Origin of the sequence: Phaeodactylibacter sp., assembly GCF_040219495.1 — a bacterium.
Classification (GTDB): domain Bacteria; phylum Bacteroidota; class Bacteroidia; order Chitinophagales; family Saprospiraceae; genus Phaeodactylibacter.
This window is the reverse complement of record NZ_JAVJSK010000046.1, coordinates 1-15,378: the sequence shown is the minus strand read 5'-3', so window position 1 is coordinate 15,378 and position 15,378 is coordinate 1. Positions and strand designations below refer to the sequence as shown.

Genomic DNA, 15,378 nt, shown 5'->3' with positions numbered 1-15,378 from the left:
TTCGTTTAACTAAGAGCATGTTTGGATTACTGATTCTCGTTCAGTGGAATAGGGAACTGCTGGAATACCTGATCGCCATCCCGGTCAATCGACAAGAAGTCTGCATTCAACAGGCCATAACGGCGCAGGTCGAACATGCGGTGGCCTTCTGCCCAGAAGGAATAACGACGGTTGTATAGCATCTCATCAATCAGTTCATTGCGGTCTATTGCCCCTTCGTAATCACCCAGGCCATGTGCGTTGCGGATCACGTTCAGTGCCGTCACCGCGTCATCCAGGCTACCTTCCTGAATGCTGGCCTCCGCGTAAATCAGGATCAGCTCCTCATTACGGATGATATCAATGGAAGAAAGCGTAGACTCATAGAGTGCCGTTTCGTGGGTGCCGTTCAGCCCATCCTGAGAAGTGGCATCGACACGAGGACGGAACTTGGATATCCGCATATCTTCTTCCCTGATATCTTCAATGTAAGAATCATGGACAATAATCTGGTCCCCGCTCTGTCCGGGAATTTTGAATACCGGATTCAGCACATCACCGGAAGCCGTACTAAAGATCATCTTTGGCCCAACAGCGATGTCACCATCCAGGTCCAGGAAGGAATCTTCCAGGTAGGTCAGAGCATCGTCGTACTGCTCCGCGTAAGTTGCTGCACGAGCTGCGATAGCCCGGTTGAATGTCGCATAACCTTCCGGCGTATCAAACCCACCGGAATAACCGTCTGTGAGTTGAAAGTGAAATGCACCGTTCTGCAAGTCTTCATATGCTTCATCCAATAGGGTAAAGATTTCATTAAAGGCATCAGCCTTGCTAACGAATGGCCCAAGGTCATCAGGATCGGCTACATCCACACGAATACCGTTATCGTTCAGGCGCATCAATTCCTGCAAAAACATTAGTGCCTTAACCGTTTTGGCGTAGCCGCGATAGCCTGCTGCTTGTTCAGGAGTTACATTTATTGCTCCCTCCAGTGCCTGCAGTAGAAGGTTCATATTCTTAATGACCTGATAACGGGTACCCCATGGAGCAGTCAAATAGAATGTATTATTATCAAGACTACGCCCATCCTTACCCAGCAGATCCTCTGTATTCCGAGGATCCGCATCAAAGATATAAAGCTCTCTGGCGATGGTGCCGGTGGAAGTAATGTAAGTGTCCCAGGCTGTACGCATCCGGGCTTCCGCACCATATGCAATAAAATCTAAGTCGTTAGGTTCTGCATCGGTAAGTATAGCACTTACCACTGGACCATTGGGATCAAACTGCTCGTCGATAGTGCAGGCACCAAGGACCAACAGGCATAATATGCTTATGATCAGATTTATATTTTTCATAGAAATTTTCCTTTTAAAATTTAACAATAGGTTGGCGTCAGCATATTAAAATTCAGCAGTAATGTGGAAATAAGCCTGACGCGTGCTTGGGAAAGGCGTTACCTCTATACCTGTGGACAGACCAGTGGTTCCTTTGGTGGAGACTTCAGGATCGTAGCTGCTGTAGTCGGTTAGGGTAATCAGGTTACGGCCGGAGACACCAAAGCGCAAACGGCTGATGGTATTGCTGAACTTAGGCAAAGTGTAGTACAATCCGACTTCACGTAAACGGAAGTAAGAGGCATCTTCAACAAAACCTACCAGATCATTGTATTCCTCTGGTGTGGTGCCGCCAAGGTTGGTCAGCAGGCGCGACAGGTTGAGCACATCACCACCTTCCTTCCAATGCGTCAGGAAGGTAAAGTCGACGTTCTTGCCAATCTTAATCTGGTTGAACCAACCCAGCTGGAAATCAGGCTCTACATCTCCAATGGTCTGAGGACCTTCTGCTCCACTCCCTTTCAGCTGCGTGATAGGTTCTCCTTCCTCAACGAAGAAGGTACCCAGTCCCAGTCCAAAGGCTGTACCATCGGGCACAAATGCAGGCACACCCAGGCGGGTAACCTCAGAACGGTTGTACCAGTAGTTGACTGTAGAATTCCACTTGACCTTTTCGGTGTTCACTGGCGTAAATGCTAATTGGACTTCCAGCCCCTGATTCCGAAGGTCAAAATCACTGCGGCTTTCGCTGGCAAATCCTGTAGAGGACGGGATGTCAAAGTCATACAGCAGATTCTCTACGTCACGAATGTAGTAGGTCACCCCCAAATTCAATGCATTATTTAAGATTCCGAAATCAACACCGAACTCTAACTCCTGAGAAGTCTCAGGCTCTAAGTCAGGATTACCTCTACTGGCTCCGGAACGAATGCCTACCTGTCCACCTATATTGGTTGCGGGCAAAGTTGTAAACAGAGAGCCAAAGGTCGCGCTACTACCTGTTTCACCGTAAGCAACGCGCAACTTAAACTGATTCATGCTGTTGACGCTCCAAAAGTCAAAGTTCGCTACGTTGACCGCCAGCGATGCCCTTGGGAAGGCAAAAAACTGATTGGGGTCACCATTCAGGCTCGACTTGTCAAAGCGGATACCTACGGTACCGATGATCTTATCATCCCAGTTGACTTGCTCCTGGGCAACAATGCCAAAGTCCTCCTCTGTTTCTATACGTTGAAGAACTTGTTGAGAACCTGAGTTAGCTACGTTTGTCTGCCCGGGAATCAACTGGGTCACCCGATTAAATACCAGATCACGATCAAAATTCAGGTAGGTCATACCGATCTGGGTATTGAAGTTGATATTGCTTTCGGTGTAATGGTCCAGCACAGCAAAAGCCTGGTAGTTGTAGTTCAGCAAACCATTGCGACCCTCTCCGATAAATCCATTGTCCCCACCATCTTGTGCCTGATGGGTCTCCGGCACATAAACGGAGGTTTCGTTCAGCAGAAAGTCAACACCCACATTACCCGTCAGCTTGAAGACGGTACGGTCCGTTTGGTAAAGGTTCACTTCCATATTGGCACCCGAAATGAAGCGGTTATTACGCTCTTCGTTCCAGGTATTGTCGCGTACAAAAATAGGGTTGCCCGCAGCATTAGGATTCACAGGATAAATGCCCTCTTCATTAGGGAACAGGTTCACCCAATCCCGCGTAAAAGCCAGGTTATAGCCATAACTCAGACCTCCTTCGTTTTCGTTACCGGTAAAGCTCCGGCTGGCAAAAGAGTTGATGTAGTTTGAGTTGATGCCGATACGGATCTTGTCGGAAATGCGGTGGTCCACATTCAGGCGCATGGATAACCGGTCGAAGCCAGTGTTCTCGATGATCCCTTCCTCACTGCGGTAGCTGGTATTGAAGTAGAAGGTCGTTTTATCACTACCACCGGAAATAGACAGGCGGGAATCAGTGATAAAGCCATCATTGCCATAAAGCTCCTGCTCGTAGTCAAAGACTTCACCATTGGCCTGTGCGCGCTCAAATGCAGCCCGCTCATTTGCTCCGAAAGCCTCTTCTACCTCAGCTGCGGTGTACTGACGACGGCCCACAAAGCGCTGAATGGTATTGACGCCCAGATCCTGCTCAAAGCGGACCTTAGTCTTACCCGCTTGCCCCTGCTTCGTCGTGATGATGACTACACCGGCATTCGCACGCGTACCATAAATAGCGGCTGCGGAGGCACCTTTCAGTACCTCAATACTTTCAATATCCTCAGGGTTTAGGTCAGCCAGACGGTTGGAAGCATTCTCCTCAGAGCCGGAGTTGGCACCCGAGGCAAAACGCAATCCACTGGGAATCTCTGCATTGCTGATGTATACCCCATCGATAATAAACAGTGGCTGGTTGTTGCCGGTGAGGGAAGAAATACCCCGAAGGCGCATCGCAATACCACCACCCGGCGCACCGGAGCTGGAAATAATGTTTACGCCGGTCATTTTGCCGTAAAGGGCACCGTCTATCGTTTGCTGTGTGGTGACTTCCGTCAATTCCTGACTGGAAATAGTGGCGACGTTGTTGGCCAGGTTAGAACGCTTCACGCCTGAGGCCAAACCGGTCACAACGACTTCTTCAAGGTCAGCAATGTCCTCTTCCAGGACCACAGAAAGTCGTTTGTTACTTGGCGACACCTCTACGTTTTGAGAAGAAAAACCAGTGTACGAAAACAGAAGTGTTGCCTGCTCCCCTTTTACGTTGAGGTTAAAGTCACCGTTGAAGTCTGAAACGGTACCGGTTGTTGAACCTTTGACAATGATGGATACCCCAATCAGGGGCTCTCCACTGCCATCAGTTACGTTGCCAGTCACATTGAACTGGGCCATCGCTGTTACGGTAGTGAACAGCAAAGCCAGCAGCATGCTGAACTTTGTAGTGTAATTCATACTAATTTAAGTTTAATGAACTAATGAATGTAAAGCCACAGCGGCTCATGCCGCTTTGGCATAAATCCGACCGCTCACAGCGCTGCTGTGAACGATTATAAAACCTGCTCAGTTTGAAAAACTGTGCAGTGTACAGCCTTAGTTGATCGCTAATATTCTTGTGTCTAATGCTTTTGCAGGGTTAGAACCGGGGTGTTTTTTTATGTGATTCCCTGCGTTTTACCGGATGGTAAATATAGTAAATTTTATCACTCTTGCATTTTCCTGCCCTTTTTTTCAGTGTAATCGGCAATCGCCCCGTCAAAAATTGGCAGATGCCGGTCAGAGGCAAACAATACCGAAAAGTCTCATTTTCAAAGTGATAAATATCAATCCGCTCAAACTTTGGCATCCGGAAAGTAAAACCTAATATTGGCACTTAATTCTATAGAGATGGAACTGATTCTCCAAAAACTCCGGCCGCACTGGCTCTCATTAAGCCTCGCATTAGCCTTCCTGCTTGGCCACATCTTCGGCTTTTACCGGTCCGGACTGGGGCTGGGCGCGGGCGAATCCGTGGCTCTTACGATCCTACTGCTCACTGCCCTTTTCTGGATTACAGAAACGGTGCCGTTGTACATCACAAGTATGGGGGTGCTGGCCCTGAGCGTCCTCTGGCTGCTCCCGGTCTTGGAAGGGTTGGGCAAAACGGCACAAAAGGACGACTTCCTCAAAGCTTTCTTTGGGGACATCACCCTCCTCTTTATGGGGGGCTTTGTGCTTTCGGCTCTGCTCAACAAATTCGGACTTGCCCGCCGCATTGCCAACTGGATGATCAGAAAGACCGGTAGCGCGCCAGAACGTGTACTGTTGGGCCTGATCGCCATCTCAGCCATGCTCTCTATGTGGATGAGCAACACGGCCACTGCAGCGATGATGTTCGCTATTGTCGGCCCGCTCATCCTGCAAATCCCGGCTGGCTCCACCTTTTCAAAGGCTATTGCGCTGGCCATCCCCTTTGCCTGTAATATCGGCGGACTGGGTACGCCTATTGGCACACCGCCCAATGCGATTGCGATGGAGTACCTGAACCGTGCGGGTATTGAGATTTCCTTCGCAATGTGGATGGTCATCAGCGTCCCTTTGTTACTGCTCCTGCTAGCTGCCCTGTGGCAATTGCTGCTGCGGCTCTACCCGCCCGGCGAAATCCAGATCACCATTGAGGACGACCCCATTTCAACAGACAACTTTACGGTACGCCAGAAAATAGTGATGGTCATCTTCGTCCTGACCATTCTGGGCTGGCTGACCGGCGGCATGACCGGGCTGAGCACCGGCTTTGTAGGCCTGCTTTGCATTATCTTCAGCTTCGGCATTGGCCTGCTGAACACCGCAGATTTCCGGAATATTTCCTGGGACATCCTCTTCATGCTGGGCGGCGGCTTATGCCTTGGTGTGGTGCTCGATAAAAGTGGGCTGACCGATACGATTGCCCATGCGATCCCTATGGATCAGGGGTTCTATTTTGTATTTGGCATTCTGCTCCTGATGGCCGCAGTGATGACTACCGTAATGAGCAATACCGCGACGGCCAACCTGCTCATTCCGGTTGCCATCTCCCTGCCCGGCAACGAGTTGCTGTTTTCCGTTGCTATTGCCATCATGTGCTCTACTTCAATGGCACTGCCTGTTAGTACGCCGCCCAACGCCATTGCCTTTGGTTCCGGGCTGTTGCAAGCCAGAGATATGCTAATTGCCGGCCTTATTCTAACTTTATTGTCCCTGATCGCTACTTCGATAGCAAGTATTTTCTATATTCCCCTATTCTTTTAAATCCTAACCTATGGAACTTCACGCTCAGCACTGTCAGTTTTGTGAGTCTACGGATATGAGGAATATCCTGGTGCGCAAAATTGGCGAGTCAGATAAGGTTTTTGTGCAGTGCCAATCCTGCGGGGAATTTGTGGCCAGCTACGTCATCGCCCCCCTCGGCTACTACCACCACGGTAAAGGCTATGATTCCTTCCTTCGGGGTATCCACCGCAGTGGAGAGTTTATGAGCGGCAGGAATATGGCCCGCGTTTTTGAGGACCGCAAAGAACAGGATGCCGATGAGTTTAAAGAAATCCTCCGGCTCCTGGAGCAAAAAGAAGCCCCTAACCCGCCAAAAGAAAACCCCGGAGAAGATTATTAGTCGTCCTCCGGGGCTTCAACTCGTCGACTAGTGGCTCAAGTCCGAAATAATGCGGCGTGTCTAGAGCGTGTTCATCTCTGAAAACCCCGTTTTTAATGCTTGGCAGAGCACTAACTATCCCTTTTTCTGCAGTTTTGCCCAGGTGTCCCTTAGCGTCACGGTCCGGTTGAACACCCAATGATCTGAGGTGCTGTCCGGATCAACACAGTAGTACCCCATCCGTAGGAACTGAAATTGCTGCCCGGCTTCCATATCACCGACATTGGGCTCCACATAAGCTTCCTTCAGGACTTCCAGAGAGTTAGGGTTGAGGAACTCCAGGAAATCTTTGTCCTCGTGCCGGTCCGGTGATGGGTCAGTGAACAGGCGGTCGTAGAGGCGTACTTCTGCCTTGCGGGCGTGAGCGATAGAGACCCAGTGCAAGGTGCCCTTGGCTTTGATGCCTGAGGTGTCCTCCCCGGAGCGGCTTTCGGGATAGTAGGTACAATGGACTTCCTTGATTTCTCCGGTTGCCTCATCCTTTACAAAATCTTCGCACCGCAAAATATAAGCGCCTTTGAGGCGGACGTTACGCCCGGGGCCCATGCGGAAGAACTTCTTGGGCGGGTCTTCCATAAAGTCTTTGCGCTCAATGTAAATTTCGCGTGAGAAAGGCATCTCCCGGGTGCCCATGGACTCGTCCTCCGGATTGTTTTCCACTTCCATTTGCTCCACCTGCCCTTCCGGATAGTTGGTAATGACCACTTTGAGCGGGTCGAGGACCGCCATGATGCGGGGTGCGGTTTTGTTGAGCTCATCGCGCACGCAAAACTCCAGCAAATTGAGGTCAATGAGGTTTTCGCGCTTCGTTGTTCCGGCTTTATTGCAAAATGTACGGATGGCCATAGGCGGGTATCCGCGGCGGCGCATCCCGGACAGGGTAGGCATACGGGGGTCATCCCAGCTATTAACGTGGCCTTCCTTGACCAGGCGCAGGAGCTTGCGCTTACTCGTGATCATGTAGGCCACATTCATCCGTGCAAACTCGATTTGCCGGCTGGGGAAGATTTCCAGCTTTTCAATGAGCCAGTTGTAGAGGGGGCGGTGGTGGAAAAACTCCAGCGAGCAAAGACTATGCGTGATCCCTTCGATGGAATCAGACTGCCCGTGGGCAAAATCATACATCGGATAGATGTTCCACTCCTTGCCTGTACGGTGGTGCTCTTCGCGCTTAATGCGGTACAGGACCGGATCGCGGAGCAGGAGATTATCGTGCGCCATATCTATTTTGGCCCGCAGCACTTTGGAGCCGTCCGGGAACTTCCCTTCTTTCATGCCCTCAAAGAGCTCCAGATTTTCCGCCACACTGCGGTTGCGGTAAGGGCTTTCCTTGCCCGGCACACCGATGTCCCCTTTTTGCTCGGCAATTTCTTCGGCAGAGGAATCGTCAACAAAAGCCAGCCCCTTTTGGATCAGGTCTACGGCAAATGTATACAGCTGCGGAAAGTAGTCGGAAGTGAACAACGCCTCCCCTTCCCAGTCAAAGCCGAGCCAGTGCACATCCCGCTTGATACTTTCCACGTATTCGGTTTCCTCGGTAGTGGGGTTGGTATCATCAAAGCGCAGGTTGGTTTTGCCACCGTAGCGTTGAGCAATTTCAAAACTGACCGTGATCGCCTTGGCGTGCCCGATGTGCAGATAGCCGTTGGGCTCCGGTGGGAACCGCGTGTGTACGCGCCCGCCATGCTTGCCATTATTGATGTCTTCTTCAATGATTTGCTCAATGAAGTTGAGGGATTCTTTAGTTTCGTTGCTCATATTTTTTTTGAATTCTAAGCTTAATGGAAATTGGAAGTCGCTACCGGGTTTCTGCCGATGGAATCTTCTACATCCGTTCCGGCATCTCAATACCTAATAGTGCCATACCGGTTTTAAGGGTGTGCGCTACCGCCTGGGACAACTTCAACCGGAAGGCCTTTGCCGCATCCGATTCTGCATTTAAAATACTGAAGTCATGGTAAAACCGGTGGTACTGCTTGGCCAGGTCATAGCAAAAGTTGGCCACGCCGGAGGGGTCATACTGCTCCGCAGCTTCCTGAATAACGGAGGGGAAGGCGTACAATTGATTGGCAATGGCCTTTTCAATGCCCTCCAGGGTGGTATAACCCGCTGACGCTTTCAGGTCCTGATCGCCGCCCTTGCGCAGTACCGATTGGATACGCACATAGGCATTTTGTACGTACGGGCCCGTCTGCCCCTGCATGTCCACTGACTCTTTAGGGTCAAAGACCATCCGTTTTTGGGGCTGCACTTTGATGATAAAAAACTTCAAAGCCGCCAACCCGATCTGCCGGATAATCGTTTCCCGGCCAGCCTGATCAAGGTCATTCAGGGTGTCCCGGTCTTCCGTATTTTGGCGAGCCTCAGCAATCACCTCTGCCATAAGGTCATCGGCATCGACCACAGTGCCCTCCCGGCTCTTCATTTTGCCGGAAGGCAGGTCTACCATACCATAACTAAGGTGGTGCAAACCGTCGGCATAAGGCTCTCCCAGCCGCTTCAGGGTTTCGAACAGCACCTGAAAGTGATAGTCCTGCTCATCAGCGACCACATAGACCATTTTGTCTACGCCAAAATCTTTATGCCGCTCCTGTGCCGTGCCGATATCCTGCGTAATATACACGGAAGTGCCATCGCTACGCAATACCAGTTTATGGTCGAGCTTCGCACTCGTCAGGTCAATCCAGACCGACCCGTCTTCCTTTTCGTAGAAAACCTCCTTTTTCAGCCCCTGCTGAATCGTATCTTTACCCAACAGGTAAGTATCAGACTCATAGTAGAGCTTGTCAAATTCCACACCGAGGCGGTCGTAGGTTTCTTCAAAACCTTGGTACACCCAGCCGTTCATCTTTTTCCAGAGCGCAAGGACTTCCTCGTCACCGGCCTCCCACTTGAGCAGCATTTCTTTAGCCGCTGTACCAAGTGGGCTATGCTGATTGAAGTAGGTATTTTTATAGACGGTACCGAAAAAATATTTTTCAAGGGTGTAGCCTGCGGGATCAAAGTCACTGCCCTCCCGCTCGGCTTTGGCGCTCGCCTTGCGAATCTTTTCCTGTAAGGCTTTTTCTGCTTTCTTTACCGCTTTCTCATCGGCTTTCCATTCGGCGAAAGCCTGCTGCCCCTCCAACCCGGCTTGCCAGGCTTTATATTCTTCCTTGAAGGCCTGTTCAAACTTCACGTAGTAATGCCCAACGAAGTGATCACTCTTCTGAGCAGTGGAGGCAGGTGTGGCCCCTTCGCCAAACCGCTGCCAGGCCAGCATGCTTTTGCAGATAGCAATGCCCCGGTCGTTCACCACCTGTACTTTTACCACTTCATAGCCAGCAGCGTCGAGGATTTGCGAAGTCGACCAGCCCAGCAGAATATTGCGGATGTGGCCCAGGTGCAACGGCTTGTTGGTATTGGGGGAGGAAAACTCCACCATCACCTTTTGGCCATTGGCAGGCTGACGGCCAAAGTCCCCGTTGGCGTAGATGTCTTCCAGGAATGCCGACCAGAAGCTGTCGCTCACTTCCAGGTTCAGGAAGCCTTTGATGACGTTAAAGTCAGCAATATGCGCTACCTGCTCTTTCAGGTATTGTCCAAGCTCCGCTCCAATCTGTTCCGGCTTTTTGCGGGCCATTTTGGTATAAGGGAAGACCACAACCGTATAATCTCCCTCAAACTCTTTGCGGGTAGGTGAAATCGTGACGGAGTCAGCAGTAACGTCGGCATCGTAAAGGCTCTTAACAGCCTTGGCGACGCCAGATTGAATCATTTCTATAATATTCATCCGATAGGGTATTGCAGCGAAGCGCCAAAAGTATCAATTTTTAAGGAGTTCCGTAAGCTTTCTGCGGGGCAATTCCGCCCGAAGCTCAGGCGCGGGGAGAAGTACGCTTTAGCATGATTTTTCCGGGTATGCAATCTGACTGCCCGGTATTGCCACTCCAGGGGCCTTCCAGCTTGTCCTCTTTGCCCTGAGCAACGATGAACAGAGTGGCTTGTTTGTAGCACCATTCCATGTTTTCGTGTTTCCAGTTATCGATGATCGCACTTTCTTCCCAGTGGATGGCTTTGTCCCCAACCAACTGCCCGGTGAGTTTCATCTCAGCAAAGATATTGCCGTATTTGACGTAAGAGCGCCCGGTAATCTGATTGCCCTCCTGCTGCAGGTAAAGGGTGAATTCGTACTCCGGGGCATAACCACCTGTGTTTTGGGTAAGCACTCCTTCCCAGGTGCCCGTAAAGTCGTATTGTGCCTGTGTCAGGGCAGGCAGCGACAGCAGCAGTAGTAAATAGAATATTTTCATAACTAAACGTAGTTCGCATTCTTGCAATGAAACACCTGACCCGTCTCACTAGTTCCGTCCTCCACCCAACACGCTCTTATTCCTCTTCGTCCCCCTCATGCCCGAAAAAGCTGAAAATCGTTTTCCCGTAGTTGCGTTCCTGTTCGTAGTTGGGGTGGTCTTGGTAGCTATGATTCGGGTTGTGCTCCATGACAAAAAGCCCGCCTTCCGCCAGCAGCTGATGCTCGAAAACCAGGTCAGGGATACTGTCAATGACTGGTAAGCCATAGGGCGGCCCGGCGAAAATATAGTCGTACTGCTGCCCGTCCATAGGCATAAACTTAAACACATCGGAATGCACAATGCGAAGATGATCGGTTATGCCCAGTTCCGCTGCGGTCCGCTTGACGAACTTGACGCAGCCCGGAAATTTATCCACGTAGGTGACGTCCCGGCACCCTCTGGAAATAAACTCGTAGCTGTGGTTGCCAGTCCCCCCAAAGAGGTCGAGGACTTTCAGCGATTCAAAATCCAGCGTATTGTAAAGGATATTGAACAAGCCCTCCTTGGCAAAGTCAGTTGTGGGCCGGGTAGGCCAGTTCTTAGCAGGCGGGTTGAAGCGCCGTCCCTTAAAGGCTCCTCCTATAATACGCATGATGGCAGGTTATAACATACTCAGGCTGAGTAAATCAAAGTATTGATAAGCGACTTCCCGGTCGTCTTCGACGTCAAACTTGAAGATCGCCCGGGTGTCCATAAACTTCAGTACAGGAAGGTAACGGGAAAGCAGGCGATAAATTTCAGAGGCTTCTACCAGTTGCCCGCTCAGGTAGACCGGTGTAGATTCGGCAGCCAGCCCTGCCTGCTCAAAAACAAGCATAGCGAAGTAAACAAAATCCTTCGCGCTGCGATAGCGATAGGCATTAAAGAAAGCCAGGCCCCCGTTCTGCAGCACACTAACCAACAGGTAGCCATCCAGCAGATGGAAATAAGCAGCGTCAGCATTATCGGTAAGCCGCCTTTGCCCTTCCAGAAGAGCACTGCCCAGGTGAAAGACCCGGCAACCTGAGAACAAACGCCGGGCACTGCCTAGCAATGATTCCTCTACGGCATAAACCAGGTACGTCTGCAAGGCTTTGATATGGTCTGTCAGTACCACCTGCCCTTCATCAATACGCGCACTGCTTTGAAGGTAAGTGCCTTGGTCTTCAGCATTGTAAAGCCGCTCGGGGATGATGACCTGCTGAGGGGCCGCGAAGGCCAGCCGGCTATTGCGGTAAGTGGCAGACAGGTATTCATCCTCACGCGCGAGCTGCTCCAGTGTGGCTGCGTTTAGCGCTTTCCCTTCCAGGCTATACTGCCGGACGGCCAGCAGCCGCTGCTGATCACTAAGTACCGCAAAACCAAAACTGTCCATCCCCACGAGGATGGACAGTTCATAGGTTTCCGTATGACTTGGTTCAAAAGTTGGCGATATGAGCTGTTGGATTATCTTTCCCAATTGCCAGAGAGGTTTGGTGCATTCATATTACCAAACTTCAGTACGCTGTTGGGGTCGTAGCCACTGTCATAGCGTGCGAAACGTGGATCTTTGAAGGCGCCCATAAACTCCTTGCGGCGCACGCCTACTTCCACCACTGGTACCATTGTACTTTGGTAGGTAATGGTATCCGCTTTGATATCAAAGGTTTGACCACGACCAAAGGGTACATAGCGCAGAGAATCTAATGACATTCCCATCACTGCCCGGATCGAGTCAAAAGCAGGGAGATAAGTCGTGTCATAAATGATTTTGCCGGTAAAGTTCGGATCATCGGGGTCACCAATCACTTTGATAATGGCAAAGCTGTCGTTCGTCAGGACATAAGACAAAGAATCAAAGGTAGGTGCAAACCCGCCCTTGATGTTCCGGAAGGCTTCCTGAGCCGTACGGATCTTCATCAGTTTGTCAACTACAGCATTTTCCCGCCTTTCTTTTTCGGCTTTAAAAGCGATAGGCTCCTGAATACTGCTGATTAGTACCCAGACCAAACCTACTACGATGGCGGCTAGAATCAGGTTAATGACTATTCTCATTTTTCGGTTTGTTTTGACGCAAGTATAAATAATTTCCCCCGAAAAACAGGCATTAGCCTGCGAGCAATTTTAACGCCCGATAGGAGAATCTAACCGGTGCGCACTTACCCGCACTAAATCTGACTGGCCTTCAGCCTGCTAAGTGGTCCAATTATTGCAGGGATTATGCGCCTACACGGCAGGCACCATTGTAGACCGCACCTTCTTCTGCAGACATTCGCTTGGCACTGATATCCCCTTCGATTTTCGCCGTGCTTGTCAACTGCAGTGCACCTTCTACGACGAGGTTGCCGGTGATGCGGCCCGCAATAACAGCTGTTGCGGCCTTGATTTCACCTTCAATAATCCCCTTCTCGCCAACCACAAGGCGCTTGCTACAGTGGACGGTCCCCCGGACCGATCCATCCAACCGGATATTTTCTTCCGACCTGAAGTCTCCTTCAACGTGGGTGCCCTGAGCAACGACACAATTGGCATCAGTACTGCGCAGGGCCGTTCCTGCGGCAGAGGGTTCGGGACGTTGTTTTTTCTTAATTAACGCTGGTGCAGCCATAATCTAAACGGATTTTGGGAATGTTAACTATGTTTGCAATGAATACAATAAATATGAGTACCACGATACTGGCTATTGAATCCTCTTGCGATGATACGTCTGCTTCTGTGCTTAAAGATGGGAAGATCCTGAGCAATTGTGTTGCCAATCAGGATGCGCACCGTTTATACGGAGGAGTCGTCCCGGAGGTTGCATCCCGGGCTCACCAAATTAATATTATTCCGGTTGTGGATTTGGCCATTCAGCAGGCCGGCATTCAGAAAACTGACCTCGACGCTGTTGCTTTCACGCGTGGGCCGGGGCTCATGGGCTCGCTCATCGTTGGTGTCGCTTTCGCGAAAGCCCTGGCGCTCAGCCTGGATATCCCGCTCATTGAGGTCAATCATATGGATGCGCACGTCCTGGCTCACTTTGCAGAAGCACCCAAACCCCGCTTCCCTTTCCTTTGCCTGACGGTTTCCGGCGGGCATACCCAAATTGTAAAAGTCGATGCTCCGGACCGGATGGAGATCCTGGGCAAAACCCTCGATGATGCCGCAGGCGAGGCTTTCGATAAAACCGGTAAGCTGTTGGGGCTGGAATATCCCGCAGGGCCCATTATTGACCAGCTGGCGCAGCAGGGGCAGCCCATTTACGAATTCCCGGAGCCGAGAATTGCTGATCTGGATTTCAGTTTTAGCGGGCTGAAAACGTCTATCCTTTATTTTCTGAAAGAAGAGGTGAAAAAAGACCCCGCATTTGTCCAAAATAACCTGAACGACATCTGCGCGTCCGTACAGGAGCGTATTGTCAGCATCTTACTGAAGCGGCTGCGAAAAGCCGCCCGGCGCACCGGCATCAAAGAAATAGCCATCGCCGGAGGGGTCTCTGCCAACTCTGCCCTGCGCGCAGGACTGCAACAGATGGGGCAGCAAGAAGGCTGGCAGACTTACATCCCCGCATTTGAGTATTGCACCGACAACGCGGCAATGATTGCCGTAGCCGGCTACTTTAAGTACCAGGCCGGGCAGTTTGCAGATCAGTCTGTGCAACCTGCAGCCCGCTTGTAATATGATCCCTGACCCGCCAGCAACCTACCCCTGACAGGCTGCTAAAAGGACTGAATGAGCTTCGCCTTCATAGACTGGAATTCTTCTTCCGAAATAATGCCTTCGTCCCGCAGCTTGCCCAGTGATTTGAGGCGCTCGATGACATCCTCCTGATTTTTGGGTGCTTCTGTAGTGCCCGCACTTGCAGCATCAGGCTGGGCAAAGTCCATTGGGTGATCCTTGACCGCTTCATCTCCCGCTTTCTGCGCCGCTTTATCTTTGCGCAGCTGTTCGGCTACTTTTTTGCCTTTCTCAAACTGCTCTTTGTACATCTTCTTTAGGCGGGCAGGGTCGAAATCCAGAATCGTCCCCCCGGACTCGTAGTGCCGCTTGAAGACCTGCCCCAGGGCATAGGTGGAAGCACCGGCGAATATGGAGACGGTAATTCCCCCGATGACAGACCCTACAACTGGTATCATTTTGGCTAAACTCCCGGCACCGATGCGGGCCAGGGTAGAGCTCGTCAAAGAGGTGACGATGGCTTTGCCCTGTGTCTCTGAAAAGTCTACATTATAGACCTTGCTCATCTGCCGGATCATATCCAGCTGTACTGCGCTGATCGCGAAAATGTCTGCAATCAGTATCGGGATGAGGCCCGAACCCATCGACCAGACGACATGGTTGCGGATAATGGTATCGACGTGCTTGCCACGCTCACTTGTTGATTCGCTCATAAACTGCGATTTTACTTTTTTGATGCCGTAATCAAAGAATTCTTTTGGTTCCATAATAGAGTTTATAAACGTAAGTTTTGTATGCCCCTGAATCACCTTTTCTGCCAGCTCTGCAACACGCTCTTAGAGCGTGTTGGGACTTTTGTCTTCTAGTCGAAAACTAACAATTTTTTGGTTAGACGAGGCACGAAAACCGGAGTTTAGCCTTAGCTAAATGAGGATTTTCGGGACGAAGTATAAGCAAAAAAGTGTAG

The 15,378-nt window shown here is 50.8% G+C and carries 13 protein-coding genes; 3 read left to right on the top strand and 10 right to left on the bottom strand.

Translation table 11 applies throughout. The annotated features are described in order from the left end of the window. Window positions 1-26: 26 nt before the first annotated feature. Both RIC19_RS06430 and RIC19_RS06425 read right to left on the bottom strand, forming a co-directional pair. Window positions 27-1,334 carry a RagB/SusD family nutrient uptake outer membrane protein gene (locus RIC19_RS06430; RefSeq protein WP_350177474.1) on the bottom strand — a complete coding sequence of 436 codons (1,308 nt, stop codon included), beginning with the start codon at window positions 1,332-1,334 and terminating at the stop codon, window positions 27-29. Between the two features lie 45 nt (window positions 1,335-1,379). Continuing rightward, window positions 1,380-4,250, bottom strand: coding sequence for a SusC/RagA family TonB-linked outer membrane protein (locus RIC19_RS06425; RefSeq protein ID WP_350177473.1), 2,871 nt, complete (start codon window positions 4,248-4,250; stop codon window positions 1,380-1,382). Between the two features lie 432 nt (window positions 4,251-4,682). Between RIC19_RS06425 and RIC19_RS06420 the strand changes: the two genes are divergently transcribed. Both RIC19_RS06420 and RIC19_RS06415 read left to right on the top strand, forming a co-directional pair. After that, window positions 4,683-6,062 carry an SLC13 family permease gene (locus RIC19_RS06420; RefSeq protein WP_350177472.1) on the top strand — a complete coding sequence of 460 codons (1,380 nt, stop codon included), beginning with the start codon at window positions 4,683-4,685 and terminating at the stop codon, window positions 6,060-6,062. Between the two features lie 10 nt (window positions 6,063-6,072). After that, window positions 6,073-6,423, top strand: coding sequence for a hypothetical protein (locus tag RIC19_RS06415; RefSeq protein WP_350177471.1), 351 nt, complete (start codon window positions 6,073-6,075; stop codon window positions 6,421-6,423). A 114-nt stretch (window positions 6,424-6,537) separates the two neighbouring features. Here RIC19_RS06415 and RIC19_RS06410 read toward each other — a convergent pair whose 3' ends face one another. From RIC19_RS06410 to RIC19_RS06380, 7 genes are all read right to left on the bottom strand, one after another. Then, complete coding sequence (locus RIC19_RS06410) at window positions 6,538-8,220, bottom strand: glutamine--tRNA ligase/YqeY domain fusion protein (protein ID WP_350177470.1); 1,683 nt, start codon at window positions 8,218-8,220, stop codon at window positions 6,538-6,540. Between the two features lie 67 nt (window positions 8,221-8,287). Then, window positions 8,288-10,234 (bottom strand): arginine--tRNA ligase, encoded by a 1,947-nt coding sequence (argS, locus tag RIC19_RS06405; protein WP_350177469.1) that lies wholly within the window; start codon window positions 10,232-10,234, stop codon window positions 8,288-8,290. An 85-nt stretch (window positions 10,235-10,319) separates the two neighbouring features. Continuing rightward, window positions 10,320-10,754: a hypothetical protein gene (locus RIC19_RS06400; protein ID WP_350177468.1), complete on the bottom strand. Its 435-nt coding sequence runs from the start codon at window positions 10,752-10,754 to the stop codon at window positions 10,320-10,322. A 76-nt stretch (window positions 10,755-10,830) separates the two neighbouring features. Then, entirely contained in the window at window positions 10,831-11,388 is a 558-nt protein-coding gene (locus RIC19_RS06395) for an RsmD family RNA methyltransferase (protein WP_350177467.1), read from the bottom strand. 9 nt (window positions 11,389-11,397) lie between these two features. Beyond that, a complete protein-coding gene (locus tag RIC19_RS06390; RefSeq protein ID WP_350177466.1) occupies window positions 11,398-12,234 on the bottom strand; it encodes a DUF3822 family protein in 837 nt (278 codons plus the stop codon). After that, on the bottom strand, window positions 12,222-12,809 hold the full coding sequence (locus tag RIC19_RS06385) for a hypothetical protein (RefSeq protein ID WP_350177465.1): 588 nt from the start codon (window positions 12,807-12,809) through the stop codon (window positions 12,222-12,224). The genes RIC19_RS06390 and RIC19_RS06385 overlap by 13 nt, the downstream gene beginning before the upstream one ends. Before the next feature lie 163 nt (window positions 12,810-12,972). After that, entirely contained in the window at window positions 12,973-13,362 is a 390-nt protein-coding gene (locus RIC19_RS06380; protein ID WP_350177464.1) for a bactofilin family protein, read from the bottom strand. A gap of 53 nt (window positions 13,363-13,415) precedes the next feature. On the opposite strand from RIC19_RS06380, the gene tsaD reads away from it, so the two are divergent. Then, window positions 13,416-14,411: a tRNA (adenosine(37)-N6)-threonylcarbamoyltransferase complex transferase subunit TsaD gene (tsaD, locus tag RIC19_RS06375; RefSeq protein ID WP_350177463.1), complete on the top strand. Its 996-nt coding sequence runs from the start codon at window positions 13,416-13,418 to the stop codon at window positions 14,409-14,411. A 41-nt stretch (window positions 14,412-14,452) separates the two neighbouring features. Here tsaD and RIC19_RS06370 read toward each other — a convergent pair whose 3' ends face one another. Continuing rightward, window positions 14,453-15,124, bottom strand: coding sequence for a DUF697 domain-containing protein (locus tag RIC19_RS06370; RefSeq protein ID WP_502930824.1), 672 nt, complete (start codon window positions 15,122-15,124; stop codon window positions 14,453-14,455). Window positions 15,125-15,378 lie beyond the last annotated feature (254 nt).